Annotated in this window: 14 protein-coding genes; 12 read left to right on the forward strand and 2 right to left on the reverse strand. The window is 48.6% G+C overall.

Translation table 11 applies throughout. From position 1 onward, the window contains the following. From FO446_RS06150 to FO446_RS06175, 6 genes are all read left to right on the forward strand, one after another. Window positions 1-366, forward strand: a complete 366-nt coding sequence (locus tag FO446_RS06150; RefSeq protein WP_012684864.1) for a Na-translocating system protein MpsC family protein — start codon at window positions 1-3, stop codon at window positions 364-366. 196 nt (window positions 367-562) lie between these two features. Further along, on the forward strand, window positions 563-2,911 hold the full coding sequence (locus FO446_RS06155; protein WP_237900114.1) for an FdhF/YdeP family oxidoreductase: 2,349 nt from the start codon (window positions 563-565) through the stop codon (window positions 2,909-2,911). A 42-nt stretch (window positions 2,912-2,953) separates the two neighbouring features. Further along, the gene (gene glp, locus FO446_RS06160) at window positions 2,954-4,213 is read left to right on the forward strand and encodes a molybdopterin molybdotransferase MoeA (protein WP_237900116.1); all 1,260 of its coding nucleotides are present in this window, start codon (window positions 2,954-2,956) and stop codon (window positions 4,211-4,213) included. Window positions 4,214-4,216: 3 nt separating this feature from the next. After that, window positions 4,217-4,732 (forward strand): molybdopterin-guanine dinucleotide biosynthesis protein B, encoded by a 516-nt coding sequence (gene mobB, locus FO446_RS06165; RefSeq protein WP_173609050.1) that lies wholly within the window; start codon window positions 4,217-4,219, stop codon window positions 4,730-4,732. A 130-nt stretch (window positions 4,733-4,862) separates the two neighbouring features. Then, window positions 4,863-5,351, forward strand: a complete 489-nt coding sequence (locus tag FO446_RS06170; RefSeq protein WP_173609049.1) for a DUF2199 domain-containing protein — start codon at window positions 4,863-4,865, stop codon at window positions 5,349-5,351. 162 nt (window positions 5,352-5,513) lie between these two features. After that, window positions 5,514-6,050 carry a pyridoxamine 5'-phosphate oxidase family protein gene (locus tag FO446_RS06175; RefSeq protein WP_173609048.1) on the forward strand — a complete coding sequence of 179 codons (537 nt, stop codon included), beginning with the start codon at window positions 5,514-5,516 and terminating at the stop codon, window positions 6,048-6,050. On the opposite strand, the gene FO446_RS06180 is transcribed toward FO446_RS06175, so the two are convergent. Beyond that, window positions 6,028-7,470, reverse strand: a complete 1,443-nt coding sequence (locus FO446_RS06180; protein WP_173609047.1) for a MocR-like pyridoxine biosynthesis transcription factor PdxR — start codon at window positions 7,468-7,470, stop codon at window positions 6,028-6,030. The genes FO446_RS06175 and FO446_RS06180 overlap by 23 nt on opposite strands. A gap of 232 nt (window positions 7,471-7,702) precedes the next feature. On the opposite strand from FO446_RS06180, the gene hmpA reads away from it, so the two are divergent. Next, window positions 7,703-8,920: an NO-inducible flavohemoprotein gene (gene hmpA / locus FO446_RS06185; RefSeq protein WP_237900117.1), complete on the forward strand. Its 1,218-nt coding sequence runs from the start codon at window positions 7,703-7,705 to the stop codon at window positions 8,918-8,920. Window positions 8,921-8,947: 27 nt separating this feature from the next. Here hmpA and FO446_RS06190 read toward each other — a convergent pair whose 3' ends face one another. Continuing rightward, window positions 8,948-9,457, reverse strand: a complete 510-nt coding sequence (locus FO446_RS06190; RefSeq protein ID WP_173609045.1) for a Crp/Fnr family transcriptional regulator — start codon at window positions 9,455-9,457, stop codon at window positions 8,948-8,950. Between the two features lie 165 nt (window positions 9,458-9,622). Here FO446_RS06190 and FO446_RS06195 point away from each other — a divergent pair, with 165 nt between their 5' ends. The 5 genes from FO446_RS06195 to FO446_RS06215 all read left to right on the forward strand — a co-directional run bounded on the left by FO446_RS06195 (window position 9,623) and on the right by FO446_RS06215 (window position 16,230). Further along, window positions 9,623-10,564 carry an MBL fold metallo-hydrolase gene (locus FO446_RS06195; RefSeq protein WP_221867770.1) on the forward strand — a complete coding sequence of 314 codons (942 nt, stop codon included), beginning with the start codon at window positions 9,623-9,625 and terminating at the stop codon, window positions 10,562-10,564. 125 nt (window positions 10,565-10,689) lie between these two features. Further along, window positions 10,690-12,480: a M3 family oligoendopeptidase gene (locus FO446_RS06200; protein ID WP_237900118.1), complete on the forward strand. Its 1,791-nt coding sequence runs from the start codon at window positions 10,690-10,692 to the stop codon at window positions 12,478-12,480. 180 nt (window positions 12,481-12,660) lie between these two features. After that, a complete protein-coding gene (locus tag FO446_RS06205; protein WP_173609043.1) occupies window positions 12,661-13,623 on the forward strand; it encodes a metal-dependent hydrolase in 963 nt (320 codons plus the stop codon). A 387-nt stretch (window positions 13,624-14,010) separates the two neighbouring features. Further along, complete coding sequence (locus FO446_RS06210; RefSeq protein ID WP_173609042.1) at window positions 14,011-14,931, forward strand: ArsR/SmtB family transcription factor; 921 nt, start codon at window positions 14,011-14,013, stop codon at window positions 14,929-14,931. Between the two features lie 60 nt (window positions 14,932-14,991). Beyond that, window positions 14,992-16,230, forward strand: a complete 1,239-nt coding sequence (locus tag FO446_RS06215; protein ID WP_173609148.1) for an MDR family MFS transporter — start codon at window positions 14,992-14,994, stop codon at window positions 16,228-16,230. The last annotated feature ends 366 nt before the right edge of the window (window positions 16,231-16,596 follow it).

Below are 16,596 nucleotides of genomic sequence, written 5' to 3' on the forward strand. Positions count from 1 at the left end.
ATGAATAAGTTCGAAGCAGAATTCAGTAATTTGGTCAGGGCTTTCCGAAAGCGCCATATGGGAAAGGGACCTAGCAAGATCAGCACCACGTTCTGCAAGAACTGGGCGATCTGCGAGATGGAAGGCAACCTTTCTCCGGTGGAAAAGTTCATCGCCACTTCGGAAGACGGAAAGCAGACATTACGAGCTGCCCGAACCGAAATGGTCAAAGAGATCTATCGGAAACACCAGCCAGTTGACATGGAAGCGTTTCTTGGAGCAAAACTCGTTGATCTATTCGTTGATATTGACATCGAACGGGATTTTGGAATGTCGATTTTTGTTTTTGATCAAGACATCGAAAAGAAAATGAAAAACGAACCGTAAGTCTAAACGAAGCAGCGTCCCTGTTCACCGGCTTAGACGTAACGGAATTCGCGAAAAGCAAACACGAAGTTGAGACTAGGTAGCGAACCTGCCGTAGACAACCACCGTGAACACGCTCTTTTCCTATAGGACAAGGGACGGTTTCATGGTGGTTTTTTTCGTCTCAATGGAGTTTATTAGAGGGGAGACTAAAGAAATGGGCAAGACCAAGCATGGCGGACCAATTAAGCTGGATACTTCGTGGAAGCCTTCCTTATGGGCTTCACTGATGCCGATGGGGCTCGGGAAAATCAAGCCGCATCACATTCGGGATACGATGAAGGTGGCCTATGACAATCGCGATAATTTGGGTTATGCCTATCGCATTTTGACCCAAGGGGTATGTGATGGCTGCGCTCTCGGCGTATCCGGCCTCTACGATCAGACGTTGACTGGTCCGCATTTGTGCACCACGCGACTGAACGTCCTGCGTCTCAATACCATGCCTGCCATGGATGCCAAATGGTTTGAGGATGTAAATGCGCTGCGTAAGCTATCCAGCGCAGAATTGCGCAAGCTGGGAAGAATTCCGTATCCGCTTTCAAGAAAACCAGGCGAAAACAAGTTCACCCGCATTAGTTGGGATGAAGCGTTAAACCGCATCGCGAGAAAAATCAAAAACATCAGCCCGAAACAGCTGGCCTTTTTCTTGACCGCTCGTGGGATTACCAACGAGGTATACTACACAGCAGCTAAAATGGCTCGTTTCCTCGGAACCAACAACATCGACAACGCATCACGTATTTGTCACTCGCCGAGTAAGACAGCACTGAAGCGGTCGGTTGGGATTGGTGCATCGAGCTGTAACTATCAGGATTGGATCGGTACCGATGTGCTCGTATTCTGGGGCTCTGTACCAGGCAACAACCAGCCTGTATCAACGAAATACATGTATGCTGCGAAAAAAGCAGGAACGAAAATTATCCTGATCAACCCGTACAGAGAGCCAGCGATGGAGAAGTACTGGATTCCATCTGTACCGGATAGTGCTTTGTTCGGGACGAAGATTGCGGACGATTTCTACCAAGTGAACATTGGCGGCGACATCGCATTCATGAACGGTGTGATGAAGATTTGGTTCGAGATGGAGGAAGCCAAGCCAGGTTCTGCGATCAATCATGAATTCATCAAGGAGCACGCGAACGGAATCGAGGAGCTGCGCAAGCATGTGATGAATGAATCGTGGGATAAGATCGTAGAATCCTCCGGTCTCAGCCGCGAGCGTATCAAAGAATTCGCAGAACTGCTCGCCAACTCCAAAAATGGTGTATTCGTATGGAGTATGGGTCTGACCCAGCACAAATTCGGTACGGACAATATTTCTCAAGTAGCCAATCTGGCCATCCTTCGTGGATTCTTGGGTCGCAAGCACACTGGTCTCATGCCGATTCGCGGACACTCCGGCGTACAAGGCTCCGGTGAAATGGGTGCTGATCCGTTCAGCTTGCCAGGTGGAGATTTTGAAGAAAAATCCTGGAACCGCATTGAAAAGATCTGGAACTTCCCGATCCCGAAATGGCAAGGAGATATCGTCGGTATTTCTTTGGAAAATGCAGTGTTGCCGGATGGACATGAGCGTAAGACGAGATTGTTCTATACGAGTGGCGGCAACTTCCTGGAGACGATGCCAGATCCGGACTTCATGCAAAAATGCTTGGAGAGCATAGAAGTGCGTGTACATCAGGACATCATTTTCAACACATCCACGCTGGTGGATGCGAAGGAAGAAGTCATCATACTGCCAGCAATGACTCGCTACGAGCAGCCGGGTGGCGGTACATCGACAAGTACAGAGCGTATGGTTTACTTCAGTGCCGAAGTGGAAGGGCCTCGTATTGAAGAAGCTCGTTCTGAATGGGAGATTTACGTAGATCTGGCGGCACGGGTCAATCCAGAGAAAAAGCATCTGATGCACTTCTCAAGCGCAGCTGAAATTCGCGCAGAGATTGCCCTGGCGAATCCGAACTACGATGGTATCCAGCATCTGAAAAACCGTGGAGATGTTTTCCAATGGGGCGGTGCATGGTTGTGTGAAGGCGGCGTATGCCCGACACCGGATGGCCGAGCGAATCTGATTCCGATTGAGATTCCGGATTTGAACAAGCCAGAGGGACACTTCTATGTAACGACTCGTCGCGGTAAGCAGTTCAACTCGATGATTTATAGCAAGAAAGACCCGTTCAACAATGCAGACCGTTATGATATCCTGATCAATGCAGAGGATGCAAAAGAACTGCGCATTGCAGAAGGCGAAAACATCGTCGTTTACAATAAATATGGTACGTTCCAAGGACGTGCCAAATTCGAGGACACCAGACGCGGAAACATTCAAGTGCACTGGCCGGAAGGGAATGTACTTATTCCGAAGGGTGTATACGAGATATACGCAGGTATTCCTGAATACAATACAGCCGTGAAGGTTGAAAAAGCGGACACTTTCCACGCCAACAAAGATTTGAAATATGTGGAGAGAGAAGTAGAAGATTTGGAAGTAAACGTCGGCTGACGAGCTGCAGCAATGGGTGGTCAAGATTAGGGGGAACAAGCCATGCGTTTTTCGCGACAAACACTCTCGGTTGAGGAAGCGATGAGCAAGCTGTTGGCTAAATTGCTAACGGGGAGAACGGAACAAGTGCAGATCGGGGAGGCATACGGGCGGATACTTGCCACTGATCTACGTTCAACATACGATTTGCCGCACTTTGACCGCTCGCCGCTGGATGGATTTGCCGTGAGAGCTGACGATACGGTTGGGGCCTCCGTTGATCACCCGATTACGCTAACAGTGCTAGAGACGGTTGCGGCCGGGCAAGTACCTACCAAAGAATTGAAAAAGGGCTGCGCGACTCGGATCATGACAGGCGCGATGATGCCTGCGGGCGCGGATGCGGTCATCATGTTTGAGCAAACGTACAACCCAGCCGAAGAGGCGGATGCTGTGCGAATCAAGCGTGAGATGAAGCCTGGGGAAAATGTATCGCGTCGCGGTGAAGAGATGGCCAAAGAAACGATCATTGCCAAGGCGGGTGAGCGGATTAACGCAGGTACTCTCGCCAGCTTGGCTACGTTTGGCTATTCGCAGGTAGAGGTGTTCTGCAAGCCGCGTGTCGGTCTGATTTCGACTGGAAGCGAGCTGTTGGAGATTGATCAGCCGCTTGCTCCAGGCAAAATTCGCAACAGTAATACGGTGATGCTGACTGCCTTGATTGCCGAGGCAGGGGGCATCCCTGTTTCGTTTTCAAGATTGCCGGATGATTTGTTGGTGGCGAAGGCGAAAATTAGTGAATGCTTGCGGGACGTGGATCTGGTCATTTCAAGCGGCGGTGTGTCCGTTGGGGATTTTGATGTGATCGCGGCTTTAGTGGATGAGCCTGAGGTGGAGCTTTTGTTCAACCGGATCGCAATACGTCCAGGAAGTCCGACGACGGCCATGATTATGGAAGGCAAGCCTTTTATTGCCCTATCAGGGAATCCGGGTGCCTGTTTTCTCGGGTTTGAATTATTTGCGCGAGCAGCCATTCGTCGCATCTCGGGAGAAGCCCACGTCGTGCAACAGGTGATTAAGGCGAGACTCGGCGTCGATTATACGAAGCCTTGTCCATACCCGCGTTATCTGCGAGGGAAGCTCCTCGAAAAAGACGGGACTTTGCACGCAATCCCTGATTTCAATGAAAAGGCAGGGAATCTGGGGACGTTGAAGGACAGCGAATGCTTTATGATCATACCAGCCGGGGGAAGCGGGAAAACAGCAGGAGAGCTGGTTGATGTTCTTACCCATGCGGCCCCAACCTGGAGAAGAGAGGGATAGCGTATGGTCAAGCCACCTTGTGTTTTGCAGATGGTCGGTTATTCAAACAGTGGCAAGACGACGCTGCTCACTAAGCTCATTCCGATTCTCGAAAAGGCTGGGATAAGAGTTGGGGTCATCAAGCATGATGGCGGACACGATTTTGAGTGGGATCAACCTGGGAAGGACACTTGGCGTTATCGTGAAGCCGGGGCCTCGCTAGTGGCTATCACATCCAAAACGAAAACGGCCATCGTGGAGCAAAAGCCGCAAGAGCTGTCCGTCCTGATCCAGCGTCTGGCAGATGCCGGGGCCCAGCTCGTTTTAGTCGAAGGCTTCAAGCGTGAAGGCTATCCAAAGCTCGTCCTGCTTCGCAGGCCAGAAGATGAAGAGCTCTTATCTATCGTTACGCATCTGGTAGGGATCGTAGGTTGGTCGGAAAAGCCTCAGCCGGGGTTGCCCTTTTTCGATATTAATGACATAGACAACATAGCCAATTTTGTAAGGGAACGGGTTTCCGTTTGGCGTTGTCAAAACTGATTAGAAACATTGAGATCATTCCAGCTTGATTGGGGATGATCTTTTTTTGTAGCATGGCAGATGATCCATGTAATGAAAAATGTGGTAATGTAAATAAAAAATCGGCGAGAAATGATAAGGAGCAAAGAACATGAAATGCCCTCATTGTCACAACGAATTAAATGAACTGCCTTTCTGTTATGGAATAGAAGCGCCACATTATTTTTACATGGTACCAGAAGAGAAACGAACAGAATTAATCAGAGACTTTTGTGTAATTGATGAACAGCATTTCTTTATTAGAGGACATATTGAAATACCAATAATAGATAGTCATGAGAAATTTATATGGAGTGTTTGGGTTTCTCTTAGTGAAGAAAACTTTTTGAGATCGAATGAATTGCTGCACGTAGAAGGAAGAGAAAGTGAAGAACCGTATTTTGGCTGGTTATCGACTGAACTTTCCATCTATCCAGAAACCACCCTATCCTTAAAGACATGGGTACATACACAAAAAGTTGGTGTGGTACCCTTCATAGAATTAGAACAAACGAATCATCCACTTGCGGTTGAACAAAGAGAAGGAATTACAATGGAGAGAGTGAAAGAAATTGCTCATTTCATCAATCATACCGAGTAATCAGAAAATGCCTGCTGCCGGGATGTTCCGGCAGCTTTTTCGTTTTCTCATGACTTAGACGATAGCTTATGGATTGCTTCAATTAGGCAGTTTTGGACGTATATATTCAATCCAATGGCTGATAAACTTGCAGCATATTTCAAAAAAATAGGAGTGATAACAATGGATGGAGTGCGTTACAAAATAAGAGAAGTATTAGATAAGAGCAAGATTGAGACATTTTTGCAGCAAGCTAGAATCGGGCATCTTGGAATGGTCGATGGTCATCTGCCGTATGTAGTTCCGCTCAATTTTGTTTGGACAAATGGGAAGCTTTATTTCCATGGTGCCACCGGCGGGAGAAGAAATCAGGTTATGGATGCTAATCCAGAGGTCTGTTTTACGGTTTGCGAAGAATATGGAACGATTACTGATCCGGTGCCAGCTAAGACGGACACAGCGTATATGAGTGTAATGATTTTTGGCAAGGCACAGCCTATCGTTGATCTGGATGAAGCTACATACATGCTGCAAGAAATGATGAATAAGTATGTGCCAGGCTACTATAATCGGCCTTTACCCAAGCAGCACGTAGACAAATACCGTTCAGCAGTATTCGGTGGTCCGGTTCAGGTGTACCGGATAGATCCACAGCATATCACTGCGAAAGAAAACCCAATAGAAGAAGAAAAAATGTTCAAACCTGGTAAAAACGTATAATCTCCGCAAGACGAAAAATGCCTTCTTGAATGGTGGATTCATCTACTTTAGCAAAACCCAGCACCCATCCTTTTCGATCGCATCTCAAACAATACTTGCTAAGAGGATAAACACGGATTCCTTTTTCCAGTGCCAGGATCGTCGCGGCTTTTTCATCAAACGATTGATCAGCTTCAAGAAGGATATGCAATCCCGTTTCTACGCCGCTTAGTGTGAAGTGTTCGACGAGACCTGTCGTGATGATGGCCTTCGTCATGGCTTCATGTCTGCGCCGATAAACATTTCGAACCCGTCTCATATGGCGCATGAAATGACCATGCTCAATAAAATGAGTAAGCGTTAATTGCTCCATAATCGGAAGATGTCGATAGGTTAATTCATGGACGTGGGCGAGCTGACGAATGGCCTCTTTGGGACCAACGATTGCCGATATCCGTATACCAGGAGCAATCATTTTGGAAAAACTCATCATATACAACGTGTTCTGAGGTCGCTGACTGAACAAGGTCGGAAGTGGGTCGCCGCGATAGCGAAATTCGCTGTCGTAATCATCCTCAACAATCCAAAACTGCTGCTCGGCAGCCATGTGTAACAATTGTTGCCTGCGAGGTTCGGACATAATGACTCCAACCGCACACTGATGCGATGGCGTAACATAGACAAGCTTGGACCCCGGATGAATCTGGTCTGCGCATAACCCGTACTCGTCAACTGGAACGGAGACAACCTGCATACGCCGATACTTCATTGCCATCCAGGCAGCAGGGAAGCCAGGATCTTCTACAGAAACGGTATCCCCTTCATGTAAAAGGGCTTGGGCGATCAGATCGATGCTATGTTGTGCACCTGAGGTTAACATGATTTGATCGATATTTACATGAATGCCCCGTTCAAGTGACAAGTAACGTTGAATCTGTTCTCGTAGCGGTTGGTATCCATAGGCATTGCCATAAGCCCAACTGTCCAGATTCGTTTCTGTGGAAGCCTGTAAAAACGAACGCCTCCAAATTTTTTGAAAATGTTCGTCCAGATATGGCTCATGGGGACTGAAATCGACCTCAACCTTTTGACGATCTCTGTCCCCGAACCAACCTTGCAAATGACCGATTGTAGCGTTTAATAAAGGCAATTCGGGAGGGGCAGGTCCTTCGGGCGCAGCAACCTCTAAAGGACGAGTTGCATAAATCCATTCGCTAACTCTCGTTCCACCGCGGCGAGAGGTGACAGTGTAGCCGCGGCTGAATAACTCCTCATAAACAATCTGTATGGTTGAACGGGAAACGCCAATTAGAGAAGCGAGTTCGCGGGAGGGTAGTAGCAATTCACCTGGCTGCCATTTTCCAGAGGTAATATTATGGATCGCTTGGTCCAGCAGTTGCTGCCAGATTGGACGCTTGTCATCTCGGTTTACGGTTAGCATTCATTCACCTTCAGTATTTTTGATGGAATTTAATAACAATCCATTGGTTGATATGCTAACATGGCAAACATTTTTTTTGCAACAAGACGGTTGGGGGACGACTTTTTCTTAAGACATTTTGAAATTGTCACAAATCGTTTCTATTTCCTGTGACCAGAATCACATGTGCATGCGTGAACCTCCCGTACACTTGAAATATAGAAAGAACGAAGCACTTCAAGGAGGTTCTACAATGTTAAGCCAAAAAACCATTGAAATCATAAAATCAACCGTTCCTGTACTAGAGGTGCACGGAACTGCCATTACAAAACGTTTTTATCAAATGATGTTTGCCAAGCACCCTGAGCTTCTTAATATTTTCAACCATGCCAATCAAAAGCAGGGAAGACAGCAAACAGCTCTGGCCAATGCGGTGTATGCTGCGGCTTTGTATATTGATAAGCTGGAAACAATTTTGCCTGTTGTGAAGCAGATTGGACACAAGCACCGCAGCTTGGGAGTAAAGGCCGAACACTACCCAATCGTCGGGGAAAACCTGCTTGCTGCGATCAAGGACGTACTTGGGGATGCCGCTACGGACGAGATTTTACAGGCGTGGGCAGAAGCGTATGGCGTCATTGCGGATGCCTTCATCGGTGTAGAACACGAAATGTATGAAGAGGCGAGCGGGCAGCCCGGAGGATGGGGAGATTTCAGAGAGTTTATCGTCCAACGCAAGGTGAAGGAAAGTGACGTAATCACTTCCTTCTATCTGGTTCCGGCAGATGGTCAACCGATTTCCAGCTATGAGCCAGGGCAGTATATCAGCGTCAAGGTAGAATTACCGGGTGAGGAATTTACTCACATTCGCCAGTACAGTCTCTCTGATGCGCCAGGGAATGCGTACTACCGCATTTCTGTCAAACGCGAGGATGCGATGCAGGATAAGCCAGCAGGAAAAGTATCCGTTTATTTGTCTGAAGAAGTGAAGGAAGGAGATAGCCTGCAGCTGTCTGCTCCGGCAGGAGATTTTACCTTGCAGCAAGAGGACAGCCGTCCGGTTGTGCTGCTCAGTGGCGGTGTAGGATTGACCCCAATGATCAGCATGCTGAACACACTGATCAAATCGGGAACAGACCGTCCGATCACCTTCATTCACGCAGCCAAAAACGGAAAAGTGCATGCCATGAGGCAGGCAGTGGAGGAGCTGGCCGCAAAACATCCACAGCTTTCTGTTCACTGGTGCTATACACAGCCGACCGAACAAGATCGATTGAACGGTGCTTTCCAGAAAGAAGGATATATCGATTTGCCGTGGCTGCAAAAGGTCATCGATACAAAAGAGGCGAGCTACTATTTCTGTGGTCCAATTCCATTCATGAAGACGATCAACGGTGCTCTGTTGGAATGGGGAGTGCCAGCAGAAGACATTCATTTTGAGTTTTTTGGTCCGGCAGCGACCTTGGCATAAAGAGGCTCTCACGAAAAAAACTCAAGCTTACTCGCGATTCGCAGCTTGAGCCCGCAGCAGTCGATTTACCGTCTCGCGGCGAAGCCCGATGAGTTGACCAATTTCATCCTGAGTCAGTAACTCCGAAAGCGAGGCGACAGGGATGAATGACTGAAACCAAAGCTGGAGCTTGCGAAGCTTTTCAGCAGGAGAGACTTCGGTCAGTTGGTCGATACGCTGCTGCATCATCCGTAGCTTCCCTTGCAGCTGTAGCGCGATATCACGACACTTTTCAGGATTGTCATCCAGATGGCGATACCAATCCGGGGCAGACAGCACTTCGATCTCACAGGTCACGAGAGCGATTGCTGTCCCGTAATAGGGATTCGGGCTCATCAATGAATGATGCGGAATGATCTCATCTGGAACGATGATGTTGACCAGCGTCAATGCTCCGTCTGCATGTACCCGAACGATTTTTAACAGACCGCTCTTCAGATGATAGAGCGGTCCTGTTTCTCCTTGTCGAAACAGGACTTCTCCCTTGTGCAGGATCATGGGTTTCTCCTCGATTCTCTACGTTTTTCTCTAGCAATTATAGCAAGCCCGGCAAGAGGAAGTAAGCAAGCGTAAAAAGCAGTTTGCCGCTTTTTTAGGCTTGCTACAGCAATAATGCCTTTTGCTATAATGGGGAAATCACAGATGGATAAAGGGAGTTGTCTGATGCTCAACTTTTTTACATGGGTCGGCTTCGTAGTGGGGGTACTCACGCTCGGATTGATTGGCTATGTGGCTTACCGCTACTGGTACCATATGGGACAGCTTCCGAAGCCGGAGTTTCGTCATCTGGACACGAAAAAGCCAATGCCTGCCGACTGGAGTCATGATGAGGTTACATTTACATGGATCGGCCACTCGACGATTCTGTTGAATATGTTTGGTACGAAAATACTGACGGATCCGGTTTTGGGCGAGAAGCTCGGGATTAAGCTTGCGGGTGTCCATTTTGGTCCCAAACGCTTTACGCCTCCTGCCCTCGACTTTGCTGAAATTGGTGAGGTAGATATCATTTTGCTCTCGCATGCCCATTTGGATCATGTCGATCTGCCTACCTTGCAGAAATTAGCGAATCGCTCCACACATGTCATTACAGCGCACCAGACGAGCAAACTGTTCAAGCATATGCCATTTGGTTCATATGAGGAAATGCAGCCGGGAGAAGTCATTACAACCAAAGAAGGAATGACGATTACGGCGATTCCTGTCCGACACTGGGGCAACCGCTTTCCATGGAATCATGAGTATGGCTACAACGGCTATATGATTGAGAAAAATGGCGTGCGTATCCTCTATCCAGGCGATACGGCTTATATCTCCATGGAAAATTTGCCGAAGCAATTCGGGCCTATTGATCTGGTGTTCATGCCGATCGGCGCCTACAAGCCGGACTCTTATCAAGCCGCGCATTGTACGCCAGAGCAAGCATGGCAGATGTTCAAGGAGACCAAAGCCAAGTGGCTGGTGCCTATTCACTGGAATACGTTTGTGCTCTCGCGTGAGCCAGTTGATGAGCCGTTCGAGCGTTTGTTGGCAGCAGCGGGGGACGAGAGGGATAGGATCGTTGTTGAAAAACAAGGGGAGACGTTTTCGATCCCTGTTCAATAGGTGTGAAAAGTTGGCGACTGCTTATATGGCAGTCGCTTTTCTAACGATATGAATAAATGGGGAGGGAATAGCTACCTTATTATAGAAATATTTTTATCGAAGGAGTTTTTTGAGGAGGGGTACATATGACAAAAGCATTGCCACAACGCTGGGATATGGATGCAATTTTTCCTGGTGGCAGTGAATCAGAGGATTTTCGAGCGTTTTTAGGGACTGTGGAAGGGGATATTGCGAACCTAAAAGCGCGTTTCGAGCAATCTGGCGCTGGTTTGCATGAAACAGTCGCTTTCAAGGAAGTGATCACTCATGTTCAAAGCATTGCAGTCCGTGTGAGACAAGCAGGTGCATTTATTTCCTGCCTGACTGCTCAAAATGTAAAGGATGAGCCAGCCAAGCTGCTGGGTGGTCGTGTAAAGAGTATCTCGGCTGCGTTTGGTGCAGTATTGACGCGCTGGGAAGAGCAACTGCTGGCTATCGACGAGGCTGCATGGGAGAATCTGTTGGCAGACGAAGACTTGCAACCTCTTGCTTTTGTGCTGAATGAGCGCCGCCGCCGTGCACAGGAAAAGCTGTCGCCTGAACAAGAAGTGCTGGCAAACGATTTAGCCGTAGACGGGTATCACGCTTGGCAAGATTTGTACAATGCTGTCGTGGGACGAATGAGTATTGAGGTTGAGGTCAATGGCGAGACGAAGCAGATGTCCGTCGGGCAAGCTTCTAACCTGATGAGCAGTCCTGACCGTGCTGTTCGTGCCCAGGTTTTTGAAAAGTGGAAAGAAGCTTGGGGCAAGGAAACGGAGTTGTGCGCGCAGGCGCTGAATCACTTGGGTGGTTTCCGTCTCTCTCTGTATCGTCATCGCGGCTGGGATTCCGTCCTGCGTGAACCGTTGGATATTGGACGGATGCAGGAAAAAACACTCGACGCGATGTGGCAGGCCATCGACAATCGCAAGGATCGTCTGGTTGCCTACCTGGAGCGCAAGGCAAAGCTCCTCGGGGTAGACAAGCTGAGCTGGTACGATGTAGGAGCTCCAGTCGGCAAGGTACATAAAGAAGTGTCTTACGATGAAGCGGCTGCGCTGATCGTTGAGCACTTCAATCGTTTTAATCCGAGCATGGCTGAGTTTGCGCAAAAGGCATTCGATGAGGGGTGGATCGAGGCAGAAGATCGTCCTGGCAAGCGCCCAGGCGGATTCTGCACGAGCTTCCCAGTCAGCAAGCAGTCCCGCGTGTTCATGACGCATGCGGGAAGCGCAAGCAATGTATCCACACTGGCACATGAGCTGGGGCATGCGTATCACCAGCAAGTCATGTGGGATTTGCCAGCCCTTAACCAAAACTATGCGATGAACGTAGCGGAAACAGCATCGACCTTCGCAGAGATGATCCTCGCTGACGCTGCTGTGAAAAATGCAGCGAATGACGATGAGAAACTGGTGCTGTTGGAAGATAAGCTGCAATCCATCGTTGCGTTTTTCATGAACATCCACGCTCGCTTTATTTTCGAGAAAAATTTCTACGAGAAGCGCAAAGAAGGTCTCGTTAGCGCGGCTGATCTCGACCGAATCATGGAAGAGGCGCAAAAGCAAGCGTACAACGGCGCTTTGGCAGATTATGAGCCGCACTTCTGGGCATCCAAGCTGCATTTCTACATCACGTCGTATCCGTTCTACAACTTCCCGTACACATTCGGGTACTTGTTCAGCATGAGTGTCTATGCGCGTGCGCTCGAAGAAGGTGAGAGCTTCGCGCCGAAATACGATGCACTGCTCCAAGATACGGGCCGCCTGATGGTGGAAGACTTGGCGAAGAAGCATCTCGGTGAGGATATGACGACAGTTGAGTTCTGGCAAAAAGCTGTTGATCTGGCTGTGGCAGACATCGACGAATTCCTGCGCCTGACAGAAGAAGCATAAATTCACGAATAAATAAGTACCAAGCAGTCTGTCACTATTCTGACAGGCTGCTTTTTCGTTGAGAGATTGTTAATGTTGCAGAAGAAATCTTCGGATAACATTTACCTGCGGTTTATAGAATCCTCGCTATTTTTTCGTACAGTAAAAGGGGAGGGAGTACTTGTAAAGGGAGGCATCGTAATGGACACTGGTAGTCATCTTTTGTTGGGTGTCACACTGGCGGGGTTAGCTCATATCACGCCGGCAGTGGCGCATGATCCGGCGCTTGCTCAGGCGCTGATGGTCGCAACGGTAGTGGGTTCTCATGCCCCGGATTTCGACACTGTGGCCAGACTTCGCGGTATTTCTTTTTACATTCGCTTTCATCGGGGAATTACCCATTCGATTCCCGCCTTGTTTCTATGGCCCCTCATTATCAGTCTTCCTCTTGCCTGGGGGTTTGGTCTCATGGGGCAGCTCGGGATTTTGTACGGATGGACGCTGTTGGCTGTTGTGCTGCATGTTTTTCTCGATATGCTAAACGCCTATGGAGTCCAGTGTATTCGCCCTATTAGCAGGCGCTGGGTGCATTTGGATGTACTTGCGATTTTTGAGCCACTGGTGTTCGCGATCCATCTGGCAGCGGCGATATGGTGGATAGCTTTTAGAGGAGATCCCAGCGTGCTGTTTCCGGTAGCATATGGCATGACGCTCGTGTATATTGGCGTGCGGGCTTGGCAGCATCACCGTAACGTCAGACGGGTAGCAAGGGCATTGGAAACAAGCGGCATATCCCATGTCTTCCCGAGCATACATCCTTTTCACTGGCGATTCGTCGTAGAGACGGAAGAACGGTTTTACACAGGGAGAATCGAGTATGCACGCGTAATAGTGGAGGATATGTATCCGAAGCAGCAGCGTGATGCAATCATTCAGGCTACTGTCGGTGTGGATGGTGTTCGTGCTTTTCTCGGATTTGCTCAACGAATCCACGTCACGTGGAAGGAGATTGCCGACGGTTACGAAGTCACATGGAGCGATGTGCGCTTTTGGTACAACCGCAAGCTGCCTTTTGGCGTAGATGTTGTCTTGGATCGTGATTTGAACGTCGTTAATCATCGGTTGGGTTGGCGAAAAAAAGCGTGGGACCCGCCGTTTGTATAAGGGAAGCTAGTATAGGTAAGCCTCGTCAGTTAGTGAAGCTGGGGGCTTACTTTTTTTGTGTGAACAAGGCACCTCAGCGTCTGCCTCTTACATTGTTTCAGTAAAGCTTTTGCCAAAGGTTTAAGTGGTATCGATAAACCAACAAAGCTGGTAAGAAGAAAAAGCACAGGGCTCGTAGACCTTGACAACGCCTCCCCTTTTGGAAGTGGAGACGGACAGTGAATCCCCCCTGCTGGCGTGTCAGAGTCGAAGAGCACTGTGCTTTTTCTTCTCCTCCACTATGTTGACCCCATTAAGGACCTTTATAGCTATTCTAACGAAATGGCGCTAGGCAAAATCTAACAAGAGTGATACACTGAAAAAAACTAAATGTTCGATGGTGATAGAATGAATGGATTGTATTCGATCAGAGTAGAATGGTCTCCTGCGTATGAATGTATCATTAGCCTCTACACTTACATTCACGAAAAGGAGCGCAAGCATTGTTTGCTTGGTACGGCTTGGTTTGAGGAGACAAAACAAAAGCTCCCGGCGTCTTTTGCAGATGAACTCGCAGATGAACGCTGGGAAGTACTTCACCGCTTGGTGCTGCTAGTAGCGCAATCACCCCAGACCAAATCCGTTGAAGAATTTCTTGGGTGGCTGGAAAGCATTCCTCCCGGTGAAATTTATGAGCGTCTCGCGCCATGGGTGGAGACGATCCCGCTGAACTTGGGGGAAATCCGTGATCGCAGCCTATTGTTGCTTACCCAGTGGAATGACCATTATTTTTCGAAGGTGGACCCACGCATTTTGGAGAGTTTGCAACGGAGCGCTGATGAGCTGACAGTCCGCGCCAAAGAAACGCCTCCAATTGATTTGGTCGATCATGTTACGAACGGCATTTGGATTGAGCCGATGGCAGATTTGCGAGAGGTTGTTCTGATCCCGCAATACCATTGTGCCCATTCTTCTGTCCTCGACTTTTATCGGGGGCTTGCCACTTGTATGTACCCTGTTAAAGATGCGGCAACAGCCAAACCACAGCCGATCCTCGAGCTGTTGCCCATCACACAGTGCCTGGCTGATGAGAAGCGCCTGCAAATCTTGCGCTGCCTGGCAAAAAAGACGTGCACTCTCGGGGAACTACAGAAGCAAGTATCCTTAGCAAAAAGCACCGTCCATCATCATGTAACCGCGTTGCGCAGAGCGGGACTGATTCGTGCTCATTACACAGGAAGTACGACGGTTTCCTACTACAGTCTGCGAGAAGCCTTTGTCGAGCGTCTCCCGGTCTTGCTTCGTTCCTTCTTCCATACATCAGAGTAATTTTGCTTTTGAAAATAGCATGATTTTGTTGAGAGGGTAGGTTGAATCAGAATGAGCAGTATGAGCAAAATGAGGCAAGTGTGGGAGGCGTACCACCCGATTGTTCATCTGTTGATGGCAGGGACGGTGTTCGTTCAGCTCACCCAATCGATGAGTATCCCTTTTCTGGCCATCTATCTCGGTGAAACGACGAAGCTCTCTCACGCCTATATTGGACTGATTATCGGGGCAGGTCCTTTGGCTGGAACAGTAGGGGGATTTGTTGGCGGGATTCTCTCGGATTTGTTTGGCAGACAAAAGCTGATGTTCTTTTCCTTGCTTGCTATGGCGTGCTCGATGATCGGCTTCATTACAGTGGCTCATCCGATCAGTTTGCTGTTAATCAGTTTGGTTATGGGATTGGCGGCATCTATTTTTGCGACGGTTTCAAAAGCGCTGATGGGAGACTTGACCCCTGAGCATAAACGTTTTCGTGTGTTCTCGAATCGCTATCTTGCGAACAATCTAGGTTTCGCGATTGGTCCTATGCTCGGTGCTTTTTTGGGGATTTCCGGCAGCAATCTGGCGTTTATTCTGACTGCGGTGTCTTTGGTGAGCTTTGCCGTCATTTTATTAGTGGCATGTCGAAGATGTGGCGTCACTGATGACGGTGGGGGGAACGGAGAGGTAGAGAGAGCCAGTTTGGGTGAGATCTGGCAAGTACTCAGAAGGGATGTCGTTCTTCTTACCTTTGTTACAGGCGGAATCCTGTTAGTGACAGTGTACGGTCAGATGTCTGTTACTCTCTCCCAATACTTGCGGGAAAACTTTTCGGAGGGAGTCGCCTTGTTTGGAACCTTGATGAGCGTCAACGGATTTACTGTCCTGCTTTTGCAAATTCCTTTAACGAGGCTGGTTGAGCGTTTTTCCTTGTTTGCGAGGATAGCAGGCGGTGCTGTATTGATGGCCATAGGAGAGGTCGGCTTTGCTTTTTCGCCAGATTGGACGTGGTTTATTACAGCGATGATCGTTTTTACGCTTGGGGAAATCTTGATCATACCGGCGGAGTATGCGCAAATCGACGAGATCAGTCCCGCGAATATGAGAGGGACTTACTACGGGGCACAAAGCGCAACGATGCTCGGCAGTTTTCTTGGACCATGGGCAGGTGGTATGGTGCTCACCGCATATGGTGGCCCTGTGATGTTTATGGTCATGGCAGTATTGGCGCTGGTCAGCTTGATCTTTTATTGGCTGGGGCGCAGCTTGCATGAAAAGCGGAAGCAGCCCAGAAATGCAATTGTAGAGACTTCCATGTAGCTTCTTGCCGATTGATTGCGATTGCCGTATAATGGAAAGTATCTTTTTCAAAAGGGGACGTTTTGATGTCGGTGTGTGTTCTTAACTAAGCAACTGGATAGGGTACTCCCAGTATTTTGGCAAAAACCACATTTCATGTCGGCTTATTTGCTATGGAAAAAGGGAGGCCTTGATTAGTTAAGAACTTACGGTCATCCATCTACCCATTTGCTCGACTACGGGAACCGTGCTCTTACGCACGGTTTTTTTGCGTGACTATCCACGCGCACGTAGCGAACGTATGCCCTCAAGGCGGAGATGAACGAATGTTCATGCTCTGCCTTTTTGCATGGCATCGATGGGTCCATCCCTTTTGAAAAGAGGTTC

This window comes from Brevibacillus brevis, from assembly GCF_022026395.1.
GTDB lineage: Bacteria > Bacillota > Bacilli > Brevibacillales > Brevibacillaceae > Brevibacillus.